The 15,824-nt window shown below is 67.8% G+C and carries 16 protein-coding genes; 6 read left to right on the top strand and 10 right to left on the bottom strand.

The annotated features are described in order from the left end of the window. Positions 1-88: 88 nt before the first annotated feature. Positions 89-535, top strand: a complete 447-nt coding sequence (locus tag ACIA12_RS33625; protein WP_396371283.1) for a DUF2752 domain-containing protein — start codon at positions 89-91, stop codon at positions 533-535. Positions 536-552: 17 nt separating this feature from the next. Next, positions 553-1,089 (top strand): hypothetical protein, encoded by a 537-nt coding sequence (locus ACIA12_RS33620; RefSeq protein WP_396371280.1) that lies wholly within the window; start codon positions 553-555, stop codon positions 1,087-1,089. A 55-nt stretch (positions 1,090-1,144) separates the two neighbouring features. Here the strand turns inward: ACIA12_RS33620 and pstB are convergent, their stop codons facing one another. From pstB to pstS, 4 genes are all read right to left on the bottom strand, one after another. Further along, positions 1,145-1,921, bottom strand: coding sequence for a phosphate ABC transporter ATP-binding protein PstB (gene pstB, locus ACIA12_RS33615; protein WP_396371278.1), 777 nt, complete (start codon positions 1,919-1,921; stop codon positions 1,145-1,147). Positions 1,922-1,942: 21 nt separating this feature from the next. Continuing rightward, complete coding sequence (pstA, locus tag ACIA12_RS33610; RefSeq protein WP_396371277.1) at positions 1,943-2,863, bottom strand: phosphate ABC transporter permease PstA; 921 nt, start codon at positions 2,861-2,863, stop codon at positions 1,943-1,945. Beyond that, positions 2,860-3,843, bottom strand: a complete 984-nt coding sequence (gene pstC / locus ACIA12_RS33605) for a phosphate ABC transporter permease subunit PstC (protein ID WP_396371592.1) — start codon at positions 3,841-3,843, stop codon at positions 2,860-2,862. The genes pstA and pstC overlap by 4 nt, the downstream gene beginning before the upstream one ends. A gap of 313 nt (positions 3,844-4,156) precedes the next feature. Further along, positions 4,157-5,290 carry a phosphate ABC transporter substrate-binding protein PstS gene (pstS, locus tag ACIA12_RS33600; RefSeq protein WP_396371274.1) on the bottom strand — a complete coding sequence of 378 codons (1,134 nt, stop codon included), beginning with the start codon at positions 5,288-5,290 and terminating at the stop codon, positions 4,157-4,159. Positions 5,291-5,639: 349 nt separating this feature from the next. Here pstS and ACIA12_RS33595 point away from each other — a divergent pair, with 349 nt between their 5' ends. Then, the gene (locus tag ACIA12_RS33595) at positions 5,640-5,798 is read left to right on the top strand and encodes a hypothetical protein (RefSeq protein ID WP_396371273.1); all 159 of its coding nucleotides are present in this window, start codon (positions 5,640-5,642) and stop codon (positions 5,796-5,798) included. Here ACIA12_RS33595 and ACIA12_RS33590 read toward each other — a convergent pair. From ACIA12_RS33590 to ACIA12_RS33575, 4 genes are all read right to left on the bottom strand, one after another. Then, positions 5,791-7,065: a hypothetical protein gene (locus tag ACIA12_RS33590; protein WP_396371272.1), complete on the bottom strand. Its 1,275-nt coding sequence runs from the start codon at positions 7,063-7,065 to the stop codon at positions 5,791-5,793. The two genes, ACIA12_RS33595 and ACIA12_RS33590, sit on opposite strands and share 8 nt — an antisense overlap. A gap of 18 nt (positions 7,066-7,083) precedes the next feature. After that, positions 7,084-8,394 carry a hypothetical protein gene (locus tag ACIA12_RS33585; protein ID WP_396371271.1) on the bottom strand — a complete coding sequence of 437 codons (1,311 nt, stop codon included), beginning with the start codon at positions 8,392-8,394 and terminating at the stop codon, positions 7,084-7,086. 1 nt (position 8,395) lies between these two features. Beyond that, a complete protein-coding gene (locus ACIA12_RS33580) occupies positions 8,396-9,673 on the bottom strand; it encodes a hypothetical protein (protein WP_396371270.1) in 1,278 nt (425 codons plus the stop codon). A gap of 123 nt (positions 9,674-9,796) precedes the next feature. Next, on the bottom strand, positions 9,797-10,261 hold the full coding sequence (locus ACIA12_RS33575) for a bifunctional nuclease family protein (protein WP_203589974.1): 465 nt from the start codon (positions 10,259-10,261) through the stop codon (positions 9,797-9,799). A 295-nt stretch (positions 10,262-10,556) separates the two neighbouring features. On the opposite strand from ACIA12_RS33575, the gene ACIA12_RS33570 reads away from it, so the two are divergent. From ACIA12_RS33570 to ACIA12_RS33560, 3 genes are all read left to right on the top strand, one after another. Then, positions 10,557-11,276 (top strand): LuxR C-terminal-related transcriptional regulator, encoded by a 720-nt coding sequence (locus tag ACIA12_RS33570; protein ID WP_396371269.1) that lies wholly within the window; start codon positions 10,557-10,559, stop codon positions 11,274-11,276. Positions 11,277-11,344: 68 nt separating this feature from the next. Then, positions 11,345-11,752, top strand: a complete 408-nt coding sequence (locus ACIA12_RS33565; RefSeq protein WP_343969949.1) for a hypothetical protein — start codon at positions 11,345-11,347, stop codon at positions 11,750-11,752. Positions 11,753-11,836: 84 nt separating this feature from the next. Continuing rightward, complete coding sequence (locus tag ACIA12_RS33560) at positions 11,837-12,748, top strand: hypothetical protein (RefSeq protein WP_396371267.1); 912 nt, start codon at positions 11,837-11,839, stop codon at positions 12,746-12,748. Here the strand turns inward: ACIA12_RS33560 and ACIA12_RS33555 are convergent. Both ACIA12_RS33555 and ACIA12_RS33550 read right to left on the bottom strand, forming a co-directional pair. After that, positions 12,735-13,616, bottom strand: coding sequence for an NUDIX domain-containing protein (locus ACIA12_RS33555; RefSeq protein WP_396371264.1), 882 nt, complete (start codon positions 13,614-13,616; stop codon positions 12,735-12,737). The genes ACIA12_RS33560 and ACIA12_RS33555 overlap by 14 nt on opposite strands. Before the next feature lie 10 nt (positions 13,617-13,626). Continuing rightward, the gene (locus ACIA12_RS33550; protein ID WP_396371263.1) at positions 13,627-15,786 is read right to left on the bottom strand and encodes an RNA degradosome polyphosphate kinase; all 2,160 of its coding nucleotides are present in this window, start codon (positions 15,784-15,786) and stop codon (positions 13,627-13,629) included. Positions 15,787-15,824 lie beyond the last annotated feature (38 nt).

Below are 15,824 nucleotides of genomic sequence, written 5' to 3'. Positions count from 1 at the left end.
CTGACATGAGGAGTGGTAGCGCTCTGACGGATCAGCTGCCTCGGCGGATCCCATCAAGTTGCCTGCGGTAGGAGATACCTTGGTGGATGTGACCCTGACACAGCAAGCTGTTGAACTCCGGCCGCGTGGGCCGGTCGAACCGCTCGACCGCCGGGTGCTCGGCGTGGCCGGCGTCGGTGTCGGCGGGTTCGCTCTCGCAGGTGTCTATCAGCTGTCCGGCTCACTGCACCTCGGCATCCCATGCTTGCTCCACGCCACTACCGGGCTGAACTGCCCGTTCTGCGGAGCGACCCGGATGGCTGCCGCATTGCTGCGCGGCGATCTGGACGCCGCTTGGCACTTCAACCCGGTAGTGCTTGTCCTCGGCCCACTGATCGGTGTTGCCGTCGGCTACCAACTGCTCACCTGGGGTCTGGAGAGCGCGCGGCTGATCAAGCTGCCCCGGCTGCGGATCAGCCCGGTGACGCTGAAATGGCTGCTCCGGGCGCTGGCGGTTCTATTGGTCGTCTATGGGATCGCCCGCAATCTGAACTGAGACACTAAGGTGTTCCAGTGACTCAGCCTCCTTTGCCAGATGAGAACGGCCAGCAGCTCGAGCCCTTCCAGCAGCAGCCTGGACCGCAGGATCAGTTGCCGACGGCCCCGCAGTACGGCGCACCGCAGTACCAGCCGCCGCAGAACCCGCAGTACCAGCAGGTCCAGGGTCAGCCGGTGCCGCAGCCGCCCGCCCAGGCGCTGCCGGCCGGGCCGGTGCTGGTGACGATCGGCGACATCTCCGTCGAGCAGTACCGGATCGTCACTCCCGCGGGCGTGCTGCCCACCCAAGGGACGAACTGGTCGGCCATGGACATGACCCGGACCGAGGAGAAGATCCCCGCCTACGCCATCGTGCTGGCGATCATCTTCTTCCTGTTCTGCCTGCTCGGCCTGCTGTTCCTGCTGATCAAGGAGCGCAAGACGACCGGCTTCGTCCAGGTGACCGTTCAGCACGGCGCCCGCACGCACAACACGCATGTGGCCGCGGCCAACCAGACCCAGGTCGCCGACACGCTGGCCAGAGTCAACTACGCCCGCACCCTCTGCGTCTGACCCCTTGTAGACAAGGGACCTCAGGCGCAATGGGTACGGGCGCGTAGTACCGGGCTCAGCCGAAGCGGCCGGTGATGTAGTCCTCGGTGGCCTTCTCGTTCGGGTTGGAGAAGATCTGCTTGGTCGGACCCATCTCGATCAGCCGGCCGGGCTTGCCGGTGGCGGACAGGTTGAAGAAGGCGGTCTGGTCGGAGACCCGGGCCGCCTGCTGCATGTTGTGGGTCACGATGACGACGGTGAACCGGTCCTTCAGCTTCTCGATCAGGTCCTCGATCGCCAGCGTCGAGATCGGGTCCAGGGCCGAGCAGGGCTCGTCCATCAAGATCACCTCGGGCTCGACCGCGATCGCCCGGGCGATACAGAGCCGCTGCTGCTGACCACCCGACAGGCCCGCGCCGGGCTTGTCGAGGCGGTCCTTGACCTCGTTCCAGAGGTTGGCGCCCTTCAGCGACGCCTCGACCACCTCGGCGAGCTTCTTCTTGTCCTTGACGCCGTTCAGCTTCAGGCCGGACGCGACGTTGTCGAAGATCGACATGGTCGGGAACGGGTTCGGCCGCTGGAACACCATGCCGACCACGCGGCGGACCGCCACCGGGTCGACCCCGGTCGCGTACAGGTCCTGCTGGTCCAGCAGCACCTTGCCCTCGACCCGGGCGCCGGGGATCACCTCGTGCATCCGGTTCAGGGTGCGCAGGTAGGTGGACTTGCCGCAGCCGGACGGGCCGATGAACGCGGTGACCGAGCGGGGCTCGATCGTCATCGACACGTCCTCGACGGCCTTGAAGTCGCCGTAGTAGACGTTGAGGCCGCTGACCTCGATGCGCTTAGCCATATCGACTCAGAACCTCTCTGACTATTTGGACTTGATCGTGCTGAACCGGGCGATCAGCCGGGCCAGCACGTTGAGGGCGAGGACCAGGAGGATCAGCGTGAGTGCCGCCGCCCAGACCCGGTCGGCGGCGGCCGGCAGGGCCATGTCGCCGCGGTCGTTGTTGATCATGGTCGGCAGCGCGCCCATGAAGCCCGAGAACGGGTTGTAGTTGATCACCTTGGAGTAGCCGACCAGGATCAGCAGCGGAGCGGTCTCGCCGATCACCCGGGCCAGGCCGAGCATCACGCCGGTGATGATGCCGCCGAAGGCCGTCGGCACGACGATCTTGAGGATCGTCTTCCACTTCGGCACCCCGAGCGCGTACGACGCCTCGCGCAGCTCGTCGGGTACCAGCTTGAGCATCTCCTCGGTGGAGCGCAGGATGACCGGCATCATCAGCAGGACCAGCGACAGTGAGACCGCGAAGCCGATCCGGTTCTGGCCCAGGATGGTGACCCAGACCGCGTAGACGAACAGCGCGGCGACGATCGACGGCACACCGGTCAGGATGTCGACCATGAAGCTGACCACCTTGGCCGGCTTGCTGCCGTTGCCGTACTCGATCAGGTAGACCGCGCCGAGAATACCGAGCGGGACCGCGATCACCGCACAGATCAGCGCCATGATCAGGCTGCCGACCAGCGCGTGGTACGCGCCGCCACCGGCCCGGCGCGACGTGATGCCGCGCTGCGACTGCGACCACCAGTTGGCGTCCAGCACCAGGTGATAGCCCTTCGAGACGACCGTCCAGAGGATCCAGCACAGCGGGATCAGCGCGATCAGGAAGCACAGCGAGATCAGCACCGTGGCCAGCAGGTTGCGGAACGCGCGGGCGCCGGACCTGCCGGTCAGGTCGAGAACCTTGCCGTCGTACTGCGGACGGTTCGCGGCGATGGTGCTCACGCGGGCGCTCCTTGCTTGGCGGCGGGCTTCGGCCGGCGGGTACGGCGCTTGGCGCCGGGGCCCGAGCGGGCGACGATGATGCGGGCCGCCGAGTTGACGATGAAGGTGACGACGAACAGCACCAGGCCGGCCGCGATGAAGGCGCCGGTCTTGGCCGGGGTGTCGAGCTCGGCCGCGCTGGAGGCGATCTTCGAGGCGAAGGTCTCACCGCCGGCGAAGATCGACGGGTCCCACGGGGCGATCGGGTTCGGTTGGGACAGGATGATCATCACGGCGACGGTCTCGCCGAGGGCCCGGCCGAGGCCGAGCATGGCGGCGCTCGTCACGCCGGAGCGACCGTACGGCAGCACTGCCATCCGGATCATCTCCCACTTGGTCGAGCCCAGCGCCAGGGCGCCCTCGCGGTGGGTGACCGGGGTCTGCGCGAAGATCTCCCGGCTGATCGCGGTGATCACCGGCAGGATCATGATGGCCAGTACGAGGCCCGCGGTGAACACGGTGCCGCGGTCGGCGTTGACCGCCTCCTTGAACAGCGGGACCCAGCCCAGCACGTCGGCGATCGCGTGCGAGACCGGCTGGACCACCGGCGCGAAGAAGACGATGCCCCACAGGCCGTAGATGATCGACGGTACGGCGGCGAGCAGGTCGACCACCGACGCGACCGGACGGGCCAGCCGCGGCGGAGCGTAGTACGTGATGTACAACGCGACGCCGATCGCGATCGGGACCGCCACCGCCATCGCGATCAGCGAGCTGATCAGGGTGGTGTAGAACAGCGCCGCGATCCCGAAGTTCGGGTGGTCGCCACCGGGCAGCCAGGTACGGGAGAAGAGGAAGTTGCCCTCGTTGTCGGCCAGCGCCGGGATCGCCAGCGCCAGCAGGAAGATGCCGACGAACGCGACGATCGCGACGACCAGGCCGCCGGAACCGCGGGCCAGACCTGCGAACAGCCGATCACCGAGGTGACCGACCGGGCCCAGCTCGACACCCTTGCCGGGGTCCGCGGGCGCGGCAGTCGTACCAGCCGGGTGCTCGGCGGCTTCGTGCTCGGCGTGCTCCTCGGCCAGGCCCTCGAACCGTGGGGTCGGTCCGGAGGTCTCGTGGACCAGGTCCTCGATCCGGGGTTCTTGCGTACCTTCCGGCCGGTCGGGCGGTTCCGTGCCGTCTGGACTACTCATCGATGGTGCTCCAAGCGCCTGGGTCGGGTGGTCAGGTCTGACCACGAGCCGAAGCCCCGGCCGTCTGAGATGGACTCTCGGACCGGCCGGGGCTCGCAGGTGGTGGTGTTCTTCGTCAGCTGATCGACTGGATCGCGGCGTCGACCTTGATCCGGATCTCTTCCGGCAGCGGCGCGTAGTTCAGGTCGGTCAGGGCAGCCTGGCCGTCCTTGCTGGCGAAGTAGCTGAGGAAGCTCTTCACCATCGCGGTCTTCTCGGCCGGCAGGCCCTTGCTGCAGACGACCTCGTAGGTGGCCAGGATGATCGGGTAGGCGCCCGCCTCCTTGGTCGCGTAGTCGAGCTTCAGCGCCAGGTCGCTACCGGTACCGGCCGGCTTCGCGGCGGCCAGCGCCTTGCCCGCGGACTCGGCGGTCAGCTCGACCGGCGCGCCCGAACCGTTGTCGATCTGCGCGATGCCGAGCTTGTTGTCGACCGCGTAGGACCACTCGACGTAGGTGATCGAGTTCTTGGTGCTCTTGACGCCCTCGGCGACACCCGCGGACTTGTCCTTGCCGGCGCCGGTACCGGTCCACTTCTTGGCCGGCTCACCCTTCCAGGCACCCGCGCCGGAGGCGGCCAGGTACTTGGTGAAGTTCTCGGTGGTACCGGACTCGTCCGAGCGGAAGAAGACCGAGATCGGGGCCGACGGGAGCGTGACGCCCGCGTTCAGCTTCGCGATCGCCGGGTCGTTCCAGGTCTTGACCGTGCCCTGGAAGATCTTCGCGGCGGTCGGGCCGTCGAGGACCAGCTTCTGCAGACCGTCGACGTTGTAGGCGATCGCGATCGGGCCGATCACCATCGGCAGGTCCAGCGCCGGGTTGTTCTGGCAGCGCTTGGCGGCCTGGGCCGTCTCCGGCTCGGCGCCGTCCTTGCCCTCGGTCTTGAGGGCGGAGTCCGAACCGGCGAAGTCGACCTGGTTCGCGTTGAACTGCTTGATGCCCGCGCCGGAACCGGTCGGGTTGTAGTTCACCGTGACGTCGGCGCACTTCTCGTTGTACTTGGAGATGACTTCCTCGATGGCGTTCTTCTGCGCCGAGGAGCCCTCGGCGTTCAGGGTGCCCTTCGGGCAGTCGCCACCGGCGGAGGAAGTGTTGCCGCCCGGGCTGGAGGAGCCGGACGGCTCCGGGTCGGAGCCACAGGCGCTCAGGGCGAGGACGCCGAGGGATGCCACGGCGACGGTGCCGACGCGGAGCAGGCGATTGACGGACACGAGAGTGTTGCCCTTCTGCAGGATTCAGACTTGTTGAACTTCCACAGACGGTAGGCAGACCAAGTGACCGACCGGTCCGTCGCCGGTGAACGACCGGTGAACGGTTCCAGTAGCGTGTGCGACGCCTGGCGTGCCGTCAGGCGGCCATCAGGTGAACTGAGTTAAGACCCGTGACGCTGAGTCACCTGAAACACTCATTTACTCACGTTCCGGTAACGCTCAGCACATCCCGCGGAACGCGGCCCCGGCCCGCGCCAAGAGTAGGCGCGGGCCGGGCCGGTGCTACATCTGGGCCGTGGTCGTCTTCGACGAGCCGCAGACGTAGATGGTGCCCTTGCAGACGGTGGCGATGACCCGCAGCTTGAGCTTGCAGCCGGACCCGGCCGTCCAGGTGCTCGACCCCCTGCGGGAACACCTTGATCCAGAACTGCGCGGCGTACCCGTTGCCACCAGCAAGAACCCCGCCGCGACTGCAACTACCTGCAATCGCGGCGGAGGCGTCAGCTGACAGCGAGTTTGAACGTTCGGCCGGCGGTCGCCAGAATCGGCTTCCCGTAGTACGACATCTTCGGCACCACCACTCGCCAGGAGCGGGTCGTCCCACGTCCCGCCGCCTTGACGTTCAACGTGCCTTTGCCATTTACCAATGGCACGTAACCCGCGTGCCGCCAGACCTTCCCGTCCCACACCTGCAGATCGGCCTTGACGGTTCCGGCCGGGCGCACGTCGACCACCAGCTTGACCACTTGGCCCACCTGAGCGGCGCGCTTGTTGAACCAGGCTGTGACGAAGTACGCCTGGGTCGCGGAGTAGCGCGCGCTGGTGGCCGCAGCTGGGGTGACGATGCGCCGGTCGTTGCTGATCTCGGTCGAGGCGGGGATGTAGATGCGGTACTGCAGACCGCCCTGCGATCCCACGTGCCTGGTGAACCGCTCGCCCTCACCGCGGTAGATGCCGATGGTCTTCCATGGACGGGACGCGTCGATACGGCTCTGGAGATAGGTGACGACGTTGGGCCCCGAGTCCTCGGCGCACCCCGCGCACGCCTTGGCCGCCGCGACGACGTCGAAGGCCAGGCTGGTACGACCGTAGATCCCTAATGGGTCGATCCGGAACCCGGCGGTCATCGTTCCGAAGTCGATGGAAGAACCCTTCGGCTGGTCGGCTCCCCATTCGTTGGCGGCGTTCAGGTGCACCGTCCACGGCCGCGGGTGCGGCGGGATCGTCGTCGTGGTGGTCCCGAGCGGTAGGGAGTAGGTGTCAGTACCGACCGAGGCGGTCAGCGTCTCGTCCGACACCGGCCGGTCGAGCGGGTCGTTCGGAGTGAGGTCCGGCGTCGCCGCCTGGGTCCAGCTCAGCCTCAACGACAGGTCCGCTGACGGCGTCGCACCGGTCACCTTGGGCTGGGCCGGCTTCTGCGTGTCGAACCACACCGAAGCCGCCCGGGCGGTCTCCGACGGGGTGTTGTTCCGGACGGTGACCCGAACCTTGTCCTCACCGGTGAAGGGGTGCTTGAGGATCGCCTCGTTGTTGCCGTCGGCATCTGTCTCGACTTCCCAGTAGGTCGGGTTCAGAGGCAACCTCTCGATCTCGAAGGCCAGGAAGTTGGCCTGCCCCTGATCTGTCCAGGTGACCCGGAGCCAGCGTTTGGCCACGTCCGCCCAGCTCACCTGCACGTCGGTCGGGACCTCCGCGGTCGTCGCCGCCACAGCAGGAGACAGCGAGCTACCGAGCAGAACCGCCGCCATCGAGGCAGCGATGAGTGTTTTGCGCATGTGTCTGTGGTCCTCGGGTCAGCGGACGGTGAGTTTGAAGGTTCGGCTGGCGGTGGCCACGATGGGGAGGCCGTTCATGGTCATCTTGGGAACGACCACTCGCCAGGAGCGGGTGGTGCCGCGACCTGAAGCTTTGAGGTTGAGGGTGCCCTTGCCCTTGGTGAGGGGGATGTAGGCGCCGTGGCGCCAGGCCTTGCCGTCGTACCACTGCAGGTCGGCCTTGACCGTGCCGGCGGGCTGGACGTCGACCGTGGTCTTGACCAGCTGGCCGACCTTGGCGGTGAACGTGTTGAAGCCGACGACACGGAAGTACGACTGGGTGGGGATGTAGCGCGCACTCGTCGTCACCGCGGCGCTGACGTCCCAGTCGTCCTGGTAGCGGTACGTCCAGGCCGGGACGTAGAAGCGGTACTCGCGGCCGCCGACCGCGACGCCCGCGGTTTCGAACCCGACGTTGTAGTTGGTGGTGTCGGCGAATGCCGTGTAGTGGCCGGCGTACTGCCAGGGCTTGGTCGCGCTGGGCCGGGCCTGCATCGTCACGGGGATCCCCGACCCCTGCCACAAACTGCAGAAGTCCCGCGAGAGACAGCTGTCCTGCCCCGCCTGGCCTTTGATCACCAGCGGCCGGCCGTACTGCCCGTAGGCAGGGACCTTGCGGAGGAGCACCTTCATGTCGGAGGCCATCACGTACTTCGACCACACCGTGCCCCACTCGTTCCGCAGCTGGACGAACGCGGGGTACGGAAGCGCCCGGGCCGGAACGACTCCTGTGCTCGCACCGGCCGGCTGCGGGAAGACTGCTTCGGGCATGTCGTAGTGCGGCATGCCGACCTTCAGGTAGACCGCCGCTTCCGACCCAGGGGCAAGGTCGAGCGGGTCGTTCGGGGTCGAGTCGGTGACCGCCGTGCGCTTCCAGCTCAGCCGCAACGAACCGCCCGGCAGCGCGGTGGCCGCGGTGACGGTCGGCTGCCCCAGCAGATTGGTGTCGAACCACGGCGACACGGCTGCCGCACTCTCGACGCCCGCGGTGTCGACCGAGACGACCCGGATCCGGGCGACCTTGTTGACCACCGGCTGCCCGCCGATCACCTCGTTGGTCAGGCTCGCCTTGCGAGTGGCCCAGGCCGCCGTCGTACCGTCCTTGTACTCGATCAGCAGCTTGTTCGCCTCGCCGGTGTCGGTCCAGCTGGTCCGTACCAGCCCCGCGGCTGCATCACTCCAACTGACCTGTACGTCGGTAGGCGCGGCCGGCGCAGCGGCCCAAGCCGGCACCTGGACCCCGATACCGGCAACCCCTGCGACCGCTACGACTGCAATGGATCTACGCATCTCAACGCACCGCCAGTTTGAACGTGCGACTCGTGGTCGCGAGGATCGGAAGGCCCTTCATCGACATCTTCGGAACGACTACGCGCCAGGACCGCGTCGTGCCGCGGCCCGACGCCTTGAAACTCAACGTGCCTTTGCCTTTGGTCAGACCGATGTACGCCGCGTGCCGCCACACCTTGCCGTCCGACCACTGCAGATCGGCCTTCACCGATCCCGCCGGCAGCACGTTGACCGTTGCCTTGATCAACTGACCGACCTTGGCGGTGGTCGTGTTGAACCCCACAACGGAGAACTTGGCCTGTGCGGCGGAGTACCGGGGAGCGGTGTAGAGCGCCGGGGCGACCCGGATGTCAGAGCTGTAGTAGCTCCAGGCCGGTACGTAGAGGCGGTACTGCCTACCGCCGTAGACACCGATGGCGGCTGAGAACTTCGGCGGTTCGGCGTTGTACTTGCCGATGGTCGCCCACGGCTTCGTCGCGTCCGCGCGTGCCTGCAGGTAGACGGGACCGTATCCGCAGTTCACCCCGTAGCACTCCGGCGATCCGATTTCGGCGCTGAACTTGACGGTGCTCAGGTACTGACCGATGGCCGGCATGCCGAGGGTGGCGGTCAATGTGGTGACCTGGACGGTGGAGTCGCGGTCGGCGATGACAAAGCCCCACTCGTTCTGGGTGCGGACTATCACGCTGTACGGCCGCGGACGAGGCGGGACGGTCGCCGTCTTGACTCCGGCCGGTGCCGGGAAGCTCTCTATCGTTCCGGACTTGGGATGGATGGCCGGTACGACGTGCTCATTCGTCGACGGCTGGTCGAGTGGGTCGTTCGGCGTTGTGTCCTGGAGGGCCGGCTCGCGATACCAGGTCAGCTGAATCGCACCGGTCGCCAGAACGTCGGCCCGCTGGATCTCAGCCACACCAGGGAGGTTGGTGTCGAACCATGGCGAACTGGCCGGGGCACTCTCGGCGTTGTTCTCGTCGAGGCTGACCACGATGATCCGGGCGATCATGTTCCGGCGCAGCCGGGCGCCCTGCCCGAGGTACTCATTCGGCTCGCCGGCTTGCGGCAGTGCCAGCCAGACGGCCGGGTCACTGTCCTCGTACTCGATCTTGACCCGGTTCGCCTCGCCACTGTCCTGCCAGGTGATCTTGAACTTGCCGGTGGCGGCATCGGCCCAACCGACCTGAAGATCGGTCGGCGCGGCGGCGGCCGCCGAGGCGGGAAGCTGGGCTCCGCCGAAGAGGATCAGGGCAGCCGTGGCGGCGGCCAGTGGTTTGCGCATGGAGCGGAGTCCCCCGGGAGAAGGTGACTGGCGAGTGGCCCCCCGGCCGCCAGTACGTCGGGGTGCAACCTAGCGCACGGAGTACAGCGTGTAGAAGCCTGGTTGCAGGTTGTTGCAATCAGGTCAGCTGGAGAAGTCCTCGGGGTGTACGCCGTCGAGGAACTGGCGGAAGCGTTCGAGCTCGGCCTGCTCCTCCTCCGGGGTGGCCACGCCGGCCTCCTGGAGGACCTGCTCGGTGCAGCGGATCGGGGTGCCGAGGCGGACGGCGAGGGCGACCGAGTCGCTCGGGCGGGCCGAGACGCGGGCGCCGTTGCCGAGGACGAGTTCGGCGTAGAAGACCGCGTCGCGCAGCTCGACGATCTCGACCGCCTCGATGGTGACGCCGAACGCCTCGATCACGTCGCGCATCAGGTCGTGGGTGAGCGGCCGGGACGGGCGCAGGCCCTGTTCCTCGTAGGCGATCGCGGTCGCCTCGACCGAACCGATCGAGATCGGCAGGTAGCGATAGCCCTCGGTCTCGCGCAGCATCATCACGGGCGCCCGGTTGGGCGACTCCATCCGGATCCCGATCAGAGTGAGCTCCCGCATCGTCATGGCGCCCCGACCTCTCCGTGAGCCGGCGCCCGGTGGGACGCCTCGGTAGGAACATACCCGTCCTGGCCGACGTCACCCGGTACGGCCCTGGGCTGTTGCAGGAACGTCGAACAGATTGTGCACGGACCGTGAGTATCGCAGCCTGTTGGTAGACGGTGACGAACTGTCGCCGTCGTTCGGAAAGAAAGCAACCCCCGCGGCACGCTCCGGTCGCGGGATCGACGGCTACAGGCTTGGGGGCCGCATGCCGACAGGTCGGGGGACCGCAGGACCAGCAGCAACAAGACAGGTGACGGTGCTGATCGTCGCGCCCAACCAGGTGGTCAGGGCCGGCGTCCGGACGCTGGTCGACGAACAAGGCCGGATCGAGGTCGCCGGTGCGGTGGCCGGGTACGCCGAGGCCGCCGCCGTACTCCGGTCCCGCGGGCCCGAGGTACTGCTGGTGGACACGACCCTCGGCCGCGGAATCGTGGATCTGGTCCGGGTCCGCGACTCGACCGGCAGCCGGTCGGTCAGTGTGGTCGCCCTCGTCACCGGCGATGTGCCGACTGTGGCCGAGCTCCGCGAGTACGTCGCGGCCGGGGTGGACGGGATCGTCTCGACCGCCGAGGACATCGGCGCGAGCCTGCTGGCGATCCGGTCCGGCCAGGCGCCCGGCGGCTGGATCAGCCCGACGCTCGGCGCGGACATCCTCCGCCACGAACCGCCGGTGCTCCGGCCACTGCCGGACGACGATAAGCCGGTACTACGGGCAGCCCACGACCTCGTCACACCCAGCGAGCACGAAGTACTGCGACTGGTCGCCGACGGCCACACCGATCGCGAGATCGCCACCCGGCTGCACCGCAGCGAACGGGTCGTGAAGTTCCACGTGTCGAACCTGCTCGCCAAGCTCCAGGCGCGCAACCGGGCCCACGTCGTCAAGCTGGCCCTTCGGACAGGGCTGCTGCCGACGGCCTGTCCGTGCGGGCAGGTGACGGGTGGCCGAACGACACGGGTCTCCGGGTGACGGAACGGATTGACTACTGCTCAGGCCGTCGGTGGCGGCCGGAGAATCCGAAACCAGGGAGTGGGAACATGCGCGTAATCACGAGGATCGCCGGGGGGCTGCTCGCGACGGCGGCGATGGGCGTCACGGGTGCGACGATGGCCGGCGCGGTCGACCGCGGCGACGGCCAGTTCGCCTGCAACTCCGGCGAGATCTGCTTCAGCGAGGACGCCGGTGGCGGCGGCGGCCAGCGGCACTTCTACTACGGCTCGCTGGCGCACGCCAACGAGGGCAACTTCTCCGGCGGCCGGACGCTGCCGTTCTGGCACAACGCCAGCGCGATCTGGAACCGGGACACGGTCAGCAACGTGTGCGTGACCGAGTCCGGCGACTGGATCAACGACAGCTGGCAGTTCCCGGCCCGGTCGGGTTCGTGGTCGAACTTCGCCAACGACCTGAACGACGAGAACAACAAGCACGAACGCCGCAACTGCTGACGATCGTCCGCTGCGGGGACGGACCGCCCTCCGTCCCCGCTGTGCGATCAGCCGACCAGATCTCGAAGCCTCGAAGGGGGAGCGATGCGTGCAGTGGCAGCGGTCGTGGGTGCGGCGGTACTGGTGATGACGGCCGGTTGTGGCTCGGATCCGGCGCCGCGAGTGGCCGAACTGCCTTCGCTGCCCGCGGGGGCGAAGCCGTTCGATCTCTACCGGCAGGCGGACGTGACGGTGATCGAGAAGGCTGATCTCAAGCTGTTCCTCGACTGTCTCGCCGACAACGGCTATCCGCAGGAGCGCGAGCTCAGCTCGGGGCCGGGGGTGGCGGCGGCCGCTCTGCTGCGTCCGGCCATCAGCCCACGGACCGAGGCAGAGGCGCGCAGACACGGCTTCGGTACGCCGGAACCGGCCCAGCCGGCGATGATCACCCGCACGCAGCCGGCCTTCCATCAGGTCTCCGCCAAGTGCGAGACCTCCTCCCGGGCCGCGCTCGGCGACTCGCACGAGATCGGCTCCCTGCGCAGGCTGTACGCCGAACTCGGCAACTCGATGGTGCAGGCCCGGGCGAAGCGGATCCAGGAGACGATCGTTGCCCATAGCAAGGGATTGACCGGCTGCCTGGCCGGGGGCGGGTATCGGCTGAAGGTGGGCGACAGCTTCAACCCGCGAGGCGATCTGACGCAGTACGGGATCAAGCCTGGCGCGCATGCGGCCGTAGTACCGGCTCGGACGCCGCGGCCGGCTGGATTGCCCGCCGACGCTCAGGTGCAGGCGGCAGTACCGGCTCGGGAGTACAAGCCGAGCAAGGCCGAGGTGGCGTTCGCGCTGGCGTTCGTACGGTGTGGCAAGTCGACCGGGCTGTTCGCCGCGATCGACGAGGCGGAGATTCCGATGCAGCAGGCGATCGTCGAGCGGCACAGGTCGGAGTTCAGCGGACTGAACCCGAAGATCGAGGCGCTGGCGGCGAAGGCTGCCGAGGTGCTCAGGGCGCCCTGAAGCGCTCGTAGACCAGCCGGCCGCCCTCGAGCTGGTGGGCGATCAGGAAGGCGCCAGGGGAGAACTTGCCGACCTTCAACCCGAGTGCCTTCGACAACGCGGGCAGCACCGGACGGTGCGAGCAGACGACGGTGATCTTGCCGGGCTTCCAGGAATGGCCGGCCATTCCCTTGAGTGCGGACGGATCGGACTCGTACCCGCGCTCCGAGATCTCCGGGTGGACGTGGATCTCGCGGCCGATCTCGGCGGCGTACGGGCTGATGGTGGCGATGCATCGCTCGGCGTTGCTGCTGCGGATCCGGTTGACGCCGACAGCGGCCAGTATGTCCACCAGGCGCTCAGCGGTGGCGTGGCCGACCTCGGTCAGCGGCCGGTTGGTGTCCTTGCCGTCCCAATCCTTGCGTTTCACCGCCTCGGCGTGCCGGATCAGCACCAGCGTCGAGATGACCGGTGTGACCCTGGCCAGTGCGTCGAGGATCTCGACGTCCCGCGGGTAGCTGAGCTTGCGCCGCGCGCTCTCGATCGGCAGCCACTCCAGCTTGTCGACCTCGTCGTTCGGTACGAACTCGCGCTCGGGGCCGACCAGTTCCGCCGACCAGTAGTGCACCATCTTGGGCACGGTGCCGCCGTTCTTGCGGACGTCGTACCGCTGGATGCCGAGCGGTGGACCGAGCAGCACCCGCTGGCCGGTCTCCTCCTCGATCTCCCGGCGAGCCGCGACCAGCACATGCTCGTGCGGGGTCAGCTTGCCTTTGGGGAGGGACCAGTCGTCGTACCGCGGCCGGTGCACCAGCAGGATCTCCCGGCCGTCCGGGCCATCCCGCCACACGACACCGCCCGCGGCGATGACCGTCGCCGGGCTGCTCACGATTTCTACCTTAGGTAATGGGATCGGCTTGCCGGCGGCGGCCACGCGTCGAGATCAGGCGTTCTTGCAGATCCCGGAGTGGTTCGCCGTCCGCGTCGGTCAGCCGGGCTTGCCAGGTGTCGTCGGGCTGCAGCCACCAGGACCCGGTCCGCTCGTCGAAACCGAGGTCGAACAGGTCAGCGAGCTCGTTGAGGTGGTCCTGCTCCTTCAGCTGGACCAGTACCTCGACCCGGCGGTCCAGGTTGCGGTGCATCAGGTCCGCCGACCCGATCCACACCTCGGGCTCGCCACCGTTCTCGAAGAAGAACACCCGGCTGTGCTCGAGGAACCGGCCCAGGGTGCTGCGGACCCGGATGTTCTCCGACAGCCCGGGCACACCTGGCCGGATCGTGCAGATACCCCGGATCCACAGCTCGACCGGTACGCCGGCCTGCGACGCCCGGTAGAGCGCATCCGAGAGGGCTTCGTCGACCAGGCTGTTCACCTTGATCCGCACCCGCGCAGGGCGGCCAGCGAGGTGGTGCTGTACCTCCCGCTCGATACGGTCGAGCAGCCCCCGGCGTACCGACTGTGGCGCGACCAGGAGCCGGCGGTAGCCGCTGGAGCGGGCGAACCCGGACAGGTGGTTGAACAGGTGCGCGATGTCCTCGGTGACCACCTTGTCGCTGGTCAGCAGGCCGAGGTCCTCGTACAGCCGGGCGGTCTTGGGGTGGTAGTTGCCGGTGCCGATATGGGCGTACCTGCGCAACCCGTCGGGCTCCTCGCGGACCACCATGGACAGCTTGCAGTGCGTCTTGAGGCCGATCACGCCGTACACGACGTGACAGCCCGCGTGCTCCAGCTGCCGGGCCCACTTGATGTTGGCCTGCTCGTCGAAGCGGGCCTGGATCTCGACCAGGACCAGGACCTGCTTGCCCGACTCGGCTGCGTCGATCAGGGCGTCCACGATCGGTGAGTCGCCGCTGGTGCGGTACAGAGTCTGCTTGATCGCCAGTACGTGCGGGTCGGCGGCAGCCTGCTCGATGAAGCGCTGCACGCTGGTCGAGAACGAGTCATACGGGTGGTGGACCAGTACGTCGCGCTGCTTGAGCGCGTGGAACATGTCAGCCGGGTTGGAGGTCTCCACCTCGGCCAGGTGCGGGTGCGTCGACGGTACGAAGGCCGGGTACTTGAGCTCGGCCCGGTCCAGCGCGGCGATCGTGAACAGCCCACGCAGGTCCAGCGGGCCGGGCAGCTCGAACACCTCTGCCTTGGTCACGCCCAGCTCGTTGATGAGCAGGGCGAGCACCTTCGGGTCGATCGACTCCTCCACCTCGAGCCGGACCGGCGGGCCGAACTTGCGCCGCAGCAGCTCCTTCTCGAGCGCGGCGAGCAGGTTCTCCGCGTCGTCCTCCTCGACCTCGAGGTCCTCGTTGCGGGTGACCCGGAAGGTGTGGTGCTGGGTCACCTCCATGCCGGGGAAGAGCTGGCTCAGGTGCGCGGCGATGACGTCCTCGAGCGGGACGAACTTGCCGTCGGCGACCGTGACGAACCGCTGCAGCAGCGGCGGCACCTTCACCCGGGCGAAGTGCTCACCGCCGGTGTCGGGGTTGCGGACCACGACGGCCAGGTTCAGCGACAGGCCGGAGATGTACGGGAACGGGTGCGACGGGTCGACGGCGAGCGGGGTCAGTACCGGGAAGACGCGGTCCCGGAAGAACCGGGTCATCGTCTCGCGCTCGTCGGTGCTCAGCTCGTCCCAGCGGAGGATGTCGATGCCCTCCTCGACCAGCGCGGGCAGCACCACCTTGCGCCAGGTCTCGGCCTGCCGGTCCATCAGCTCGCGGCTGCGGCTCAGGCTCCGGTCGAGCACCTCACGCGGCAACAGCCCGCTGGCGGCCCGTACTGCGACGCCTGCGGCGATCCGGCGCTTCAGCCCGGCGATCCGGACCATGTAGAACTCGTCCAGGTTGCTGGCGAAGATGGCCAGGAACTTGGCGCGCTCGAGCAGCGGCACGCGGTCACTCTCGGCCAGCTCGAGCACCCGCTGGTTGAACGCCAGCCAGCTCAGCTCACGGTCCGAGAACCGGTCCTGCGGGAGATCACCGGCCTCCGTGATGTCGTACGGGGGTTCGACGTCGTACTCCCGGTTGTGCGACGCCAACAAGTCTCCAGCCACGTTGACCAGCATCCCATCCCTGGGTGAACAGCAGGTTGCCTGCCCGGCGA

The sequence above is a fragment of the Kribbella sp. NPDC051620 genome, from assembly GCF_044453825.1.
Taxonomy (GTDB): Bacteria; Actinomycetota; Actinomycetes; order Propionibacteriales; family Kribbellaceae; genus Kribbella.
The sequence above is the reverse complement of the archived record's forward strand: the minus strand, read 5'-3'. Positions and strand labels throughout refer to the sequence as shown.

What these genes read in the sequence shown, in the direction of transcription:
- pstB (WP_396371278.1), bottom strand. Translation starts at nt 1,921, where the DNA reads ATGGCTAAGCGCATCGAGGTCAGCGGCCTCAACGTCTACTACGGCGAC.
- ACIA12_RS33595 (WP_396371273.1), top strand. Translation starts at nt 5,640, where the DNA reads ATGACCCGCAGCTTGAGCTTGCAGCCGGACCCGGCCGTCCAGGTGCTC.
- ACIA12_RS33590 (WP_396371272.1), bottom strand. Translation starts at nt 7,065, where the DNA reads ATGCGCAAAACACTCATCGCTGCCTCGATGGCGGCGGTTCTGCTCGGT.
- ACIA12_RS33585 (WP_396371271.1), bottom strand. Translation starts at nt 8,394, where the DNA reads ATGCGTAGATCCATTGCAGTCGTAGCGGTCGCAGGGGTTGCCGGTATC.
- ACIA12_RS33580 (WP_396371270.1), bottom strand. Translation starts at nt 9,673, where the DNA reads ATGCGCAAACCACTGGCCGCCGCCACGGCTGCCCTGATCCTCTTCGGC.
- ACIA12_RS33575 (WP_203589974.1), bottom strand. Translation starts at nt 10,261, where the DNA reads ATGCGGGAGCTCACTCTGATCGGGATCCGGATGGAGTCGCCCAACCGG.
- ACIA12_RS33565 (WP_343969949.1), top strand. Translation starts at nt 11,345, where the DNA reads ATGCGCGTAATCACGAGGATCGCCGGGGGGCTGCTCGCGACGGCGGCG.
- ACIA12_RS33560 (WP_396371267.1), top strand. Translation starts at nt 11,837, where the DNA reads ATGCGTGCAGTGGCAGCGGTCGTGGGTGCGGCGGTACTGGTGATGACG.
- ACIA12_RS33550 (WP_396371263.1), bottom strand. Translation starts at nt 15,786, where the DNA reads ATGCTGGTCAACGTGGCTGGAGACTTGTTGGCGTCGCACAACCGGGAG.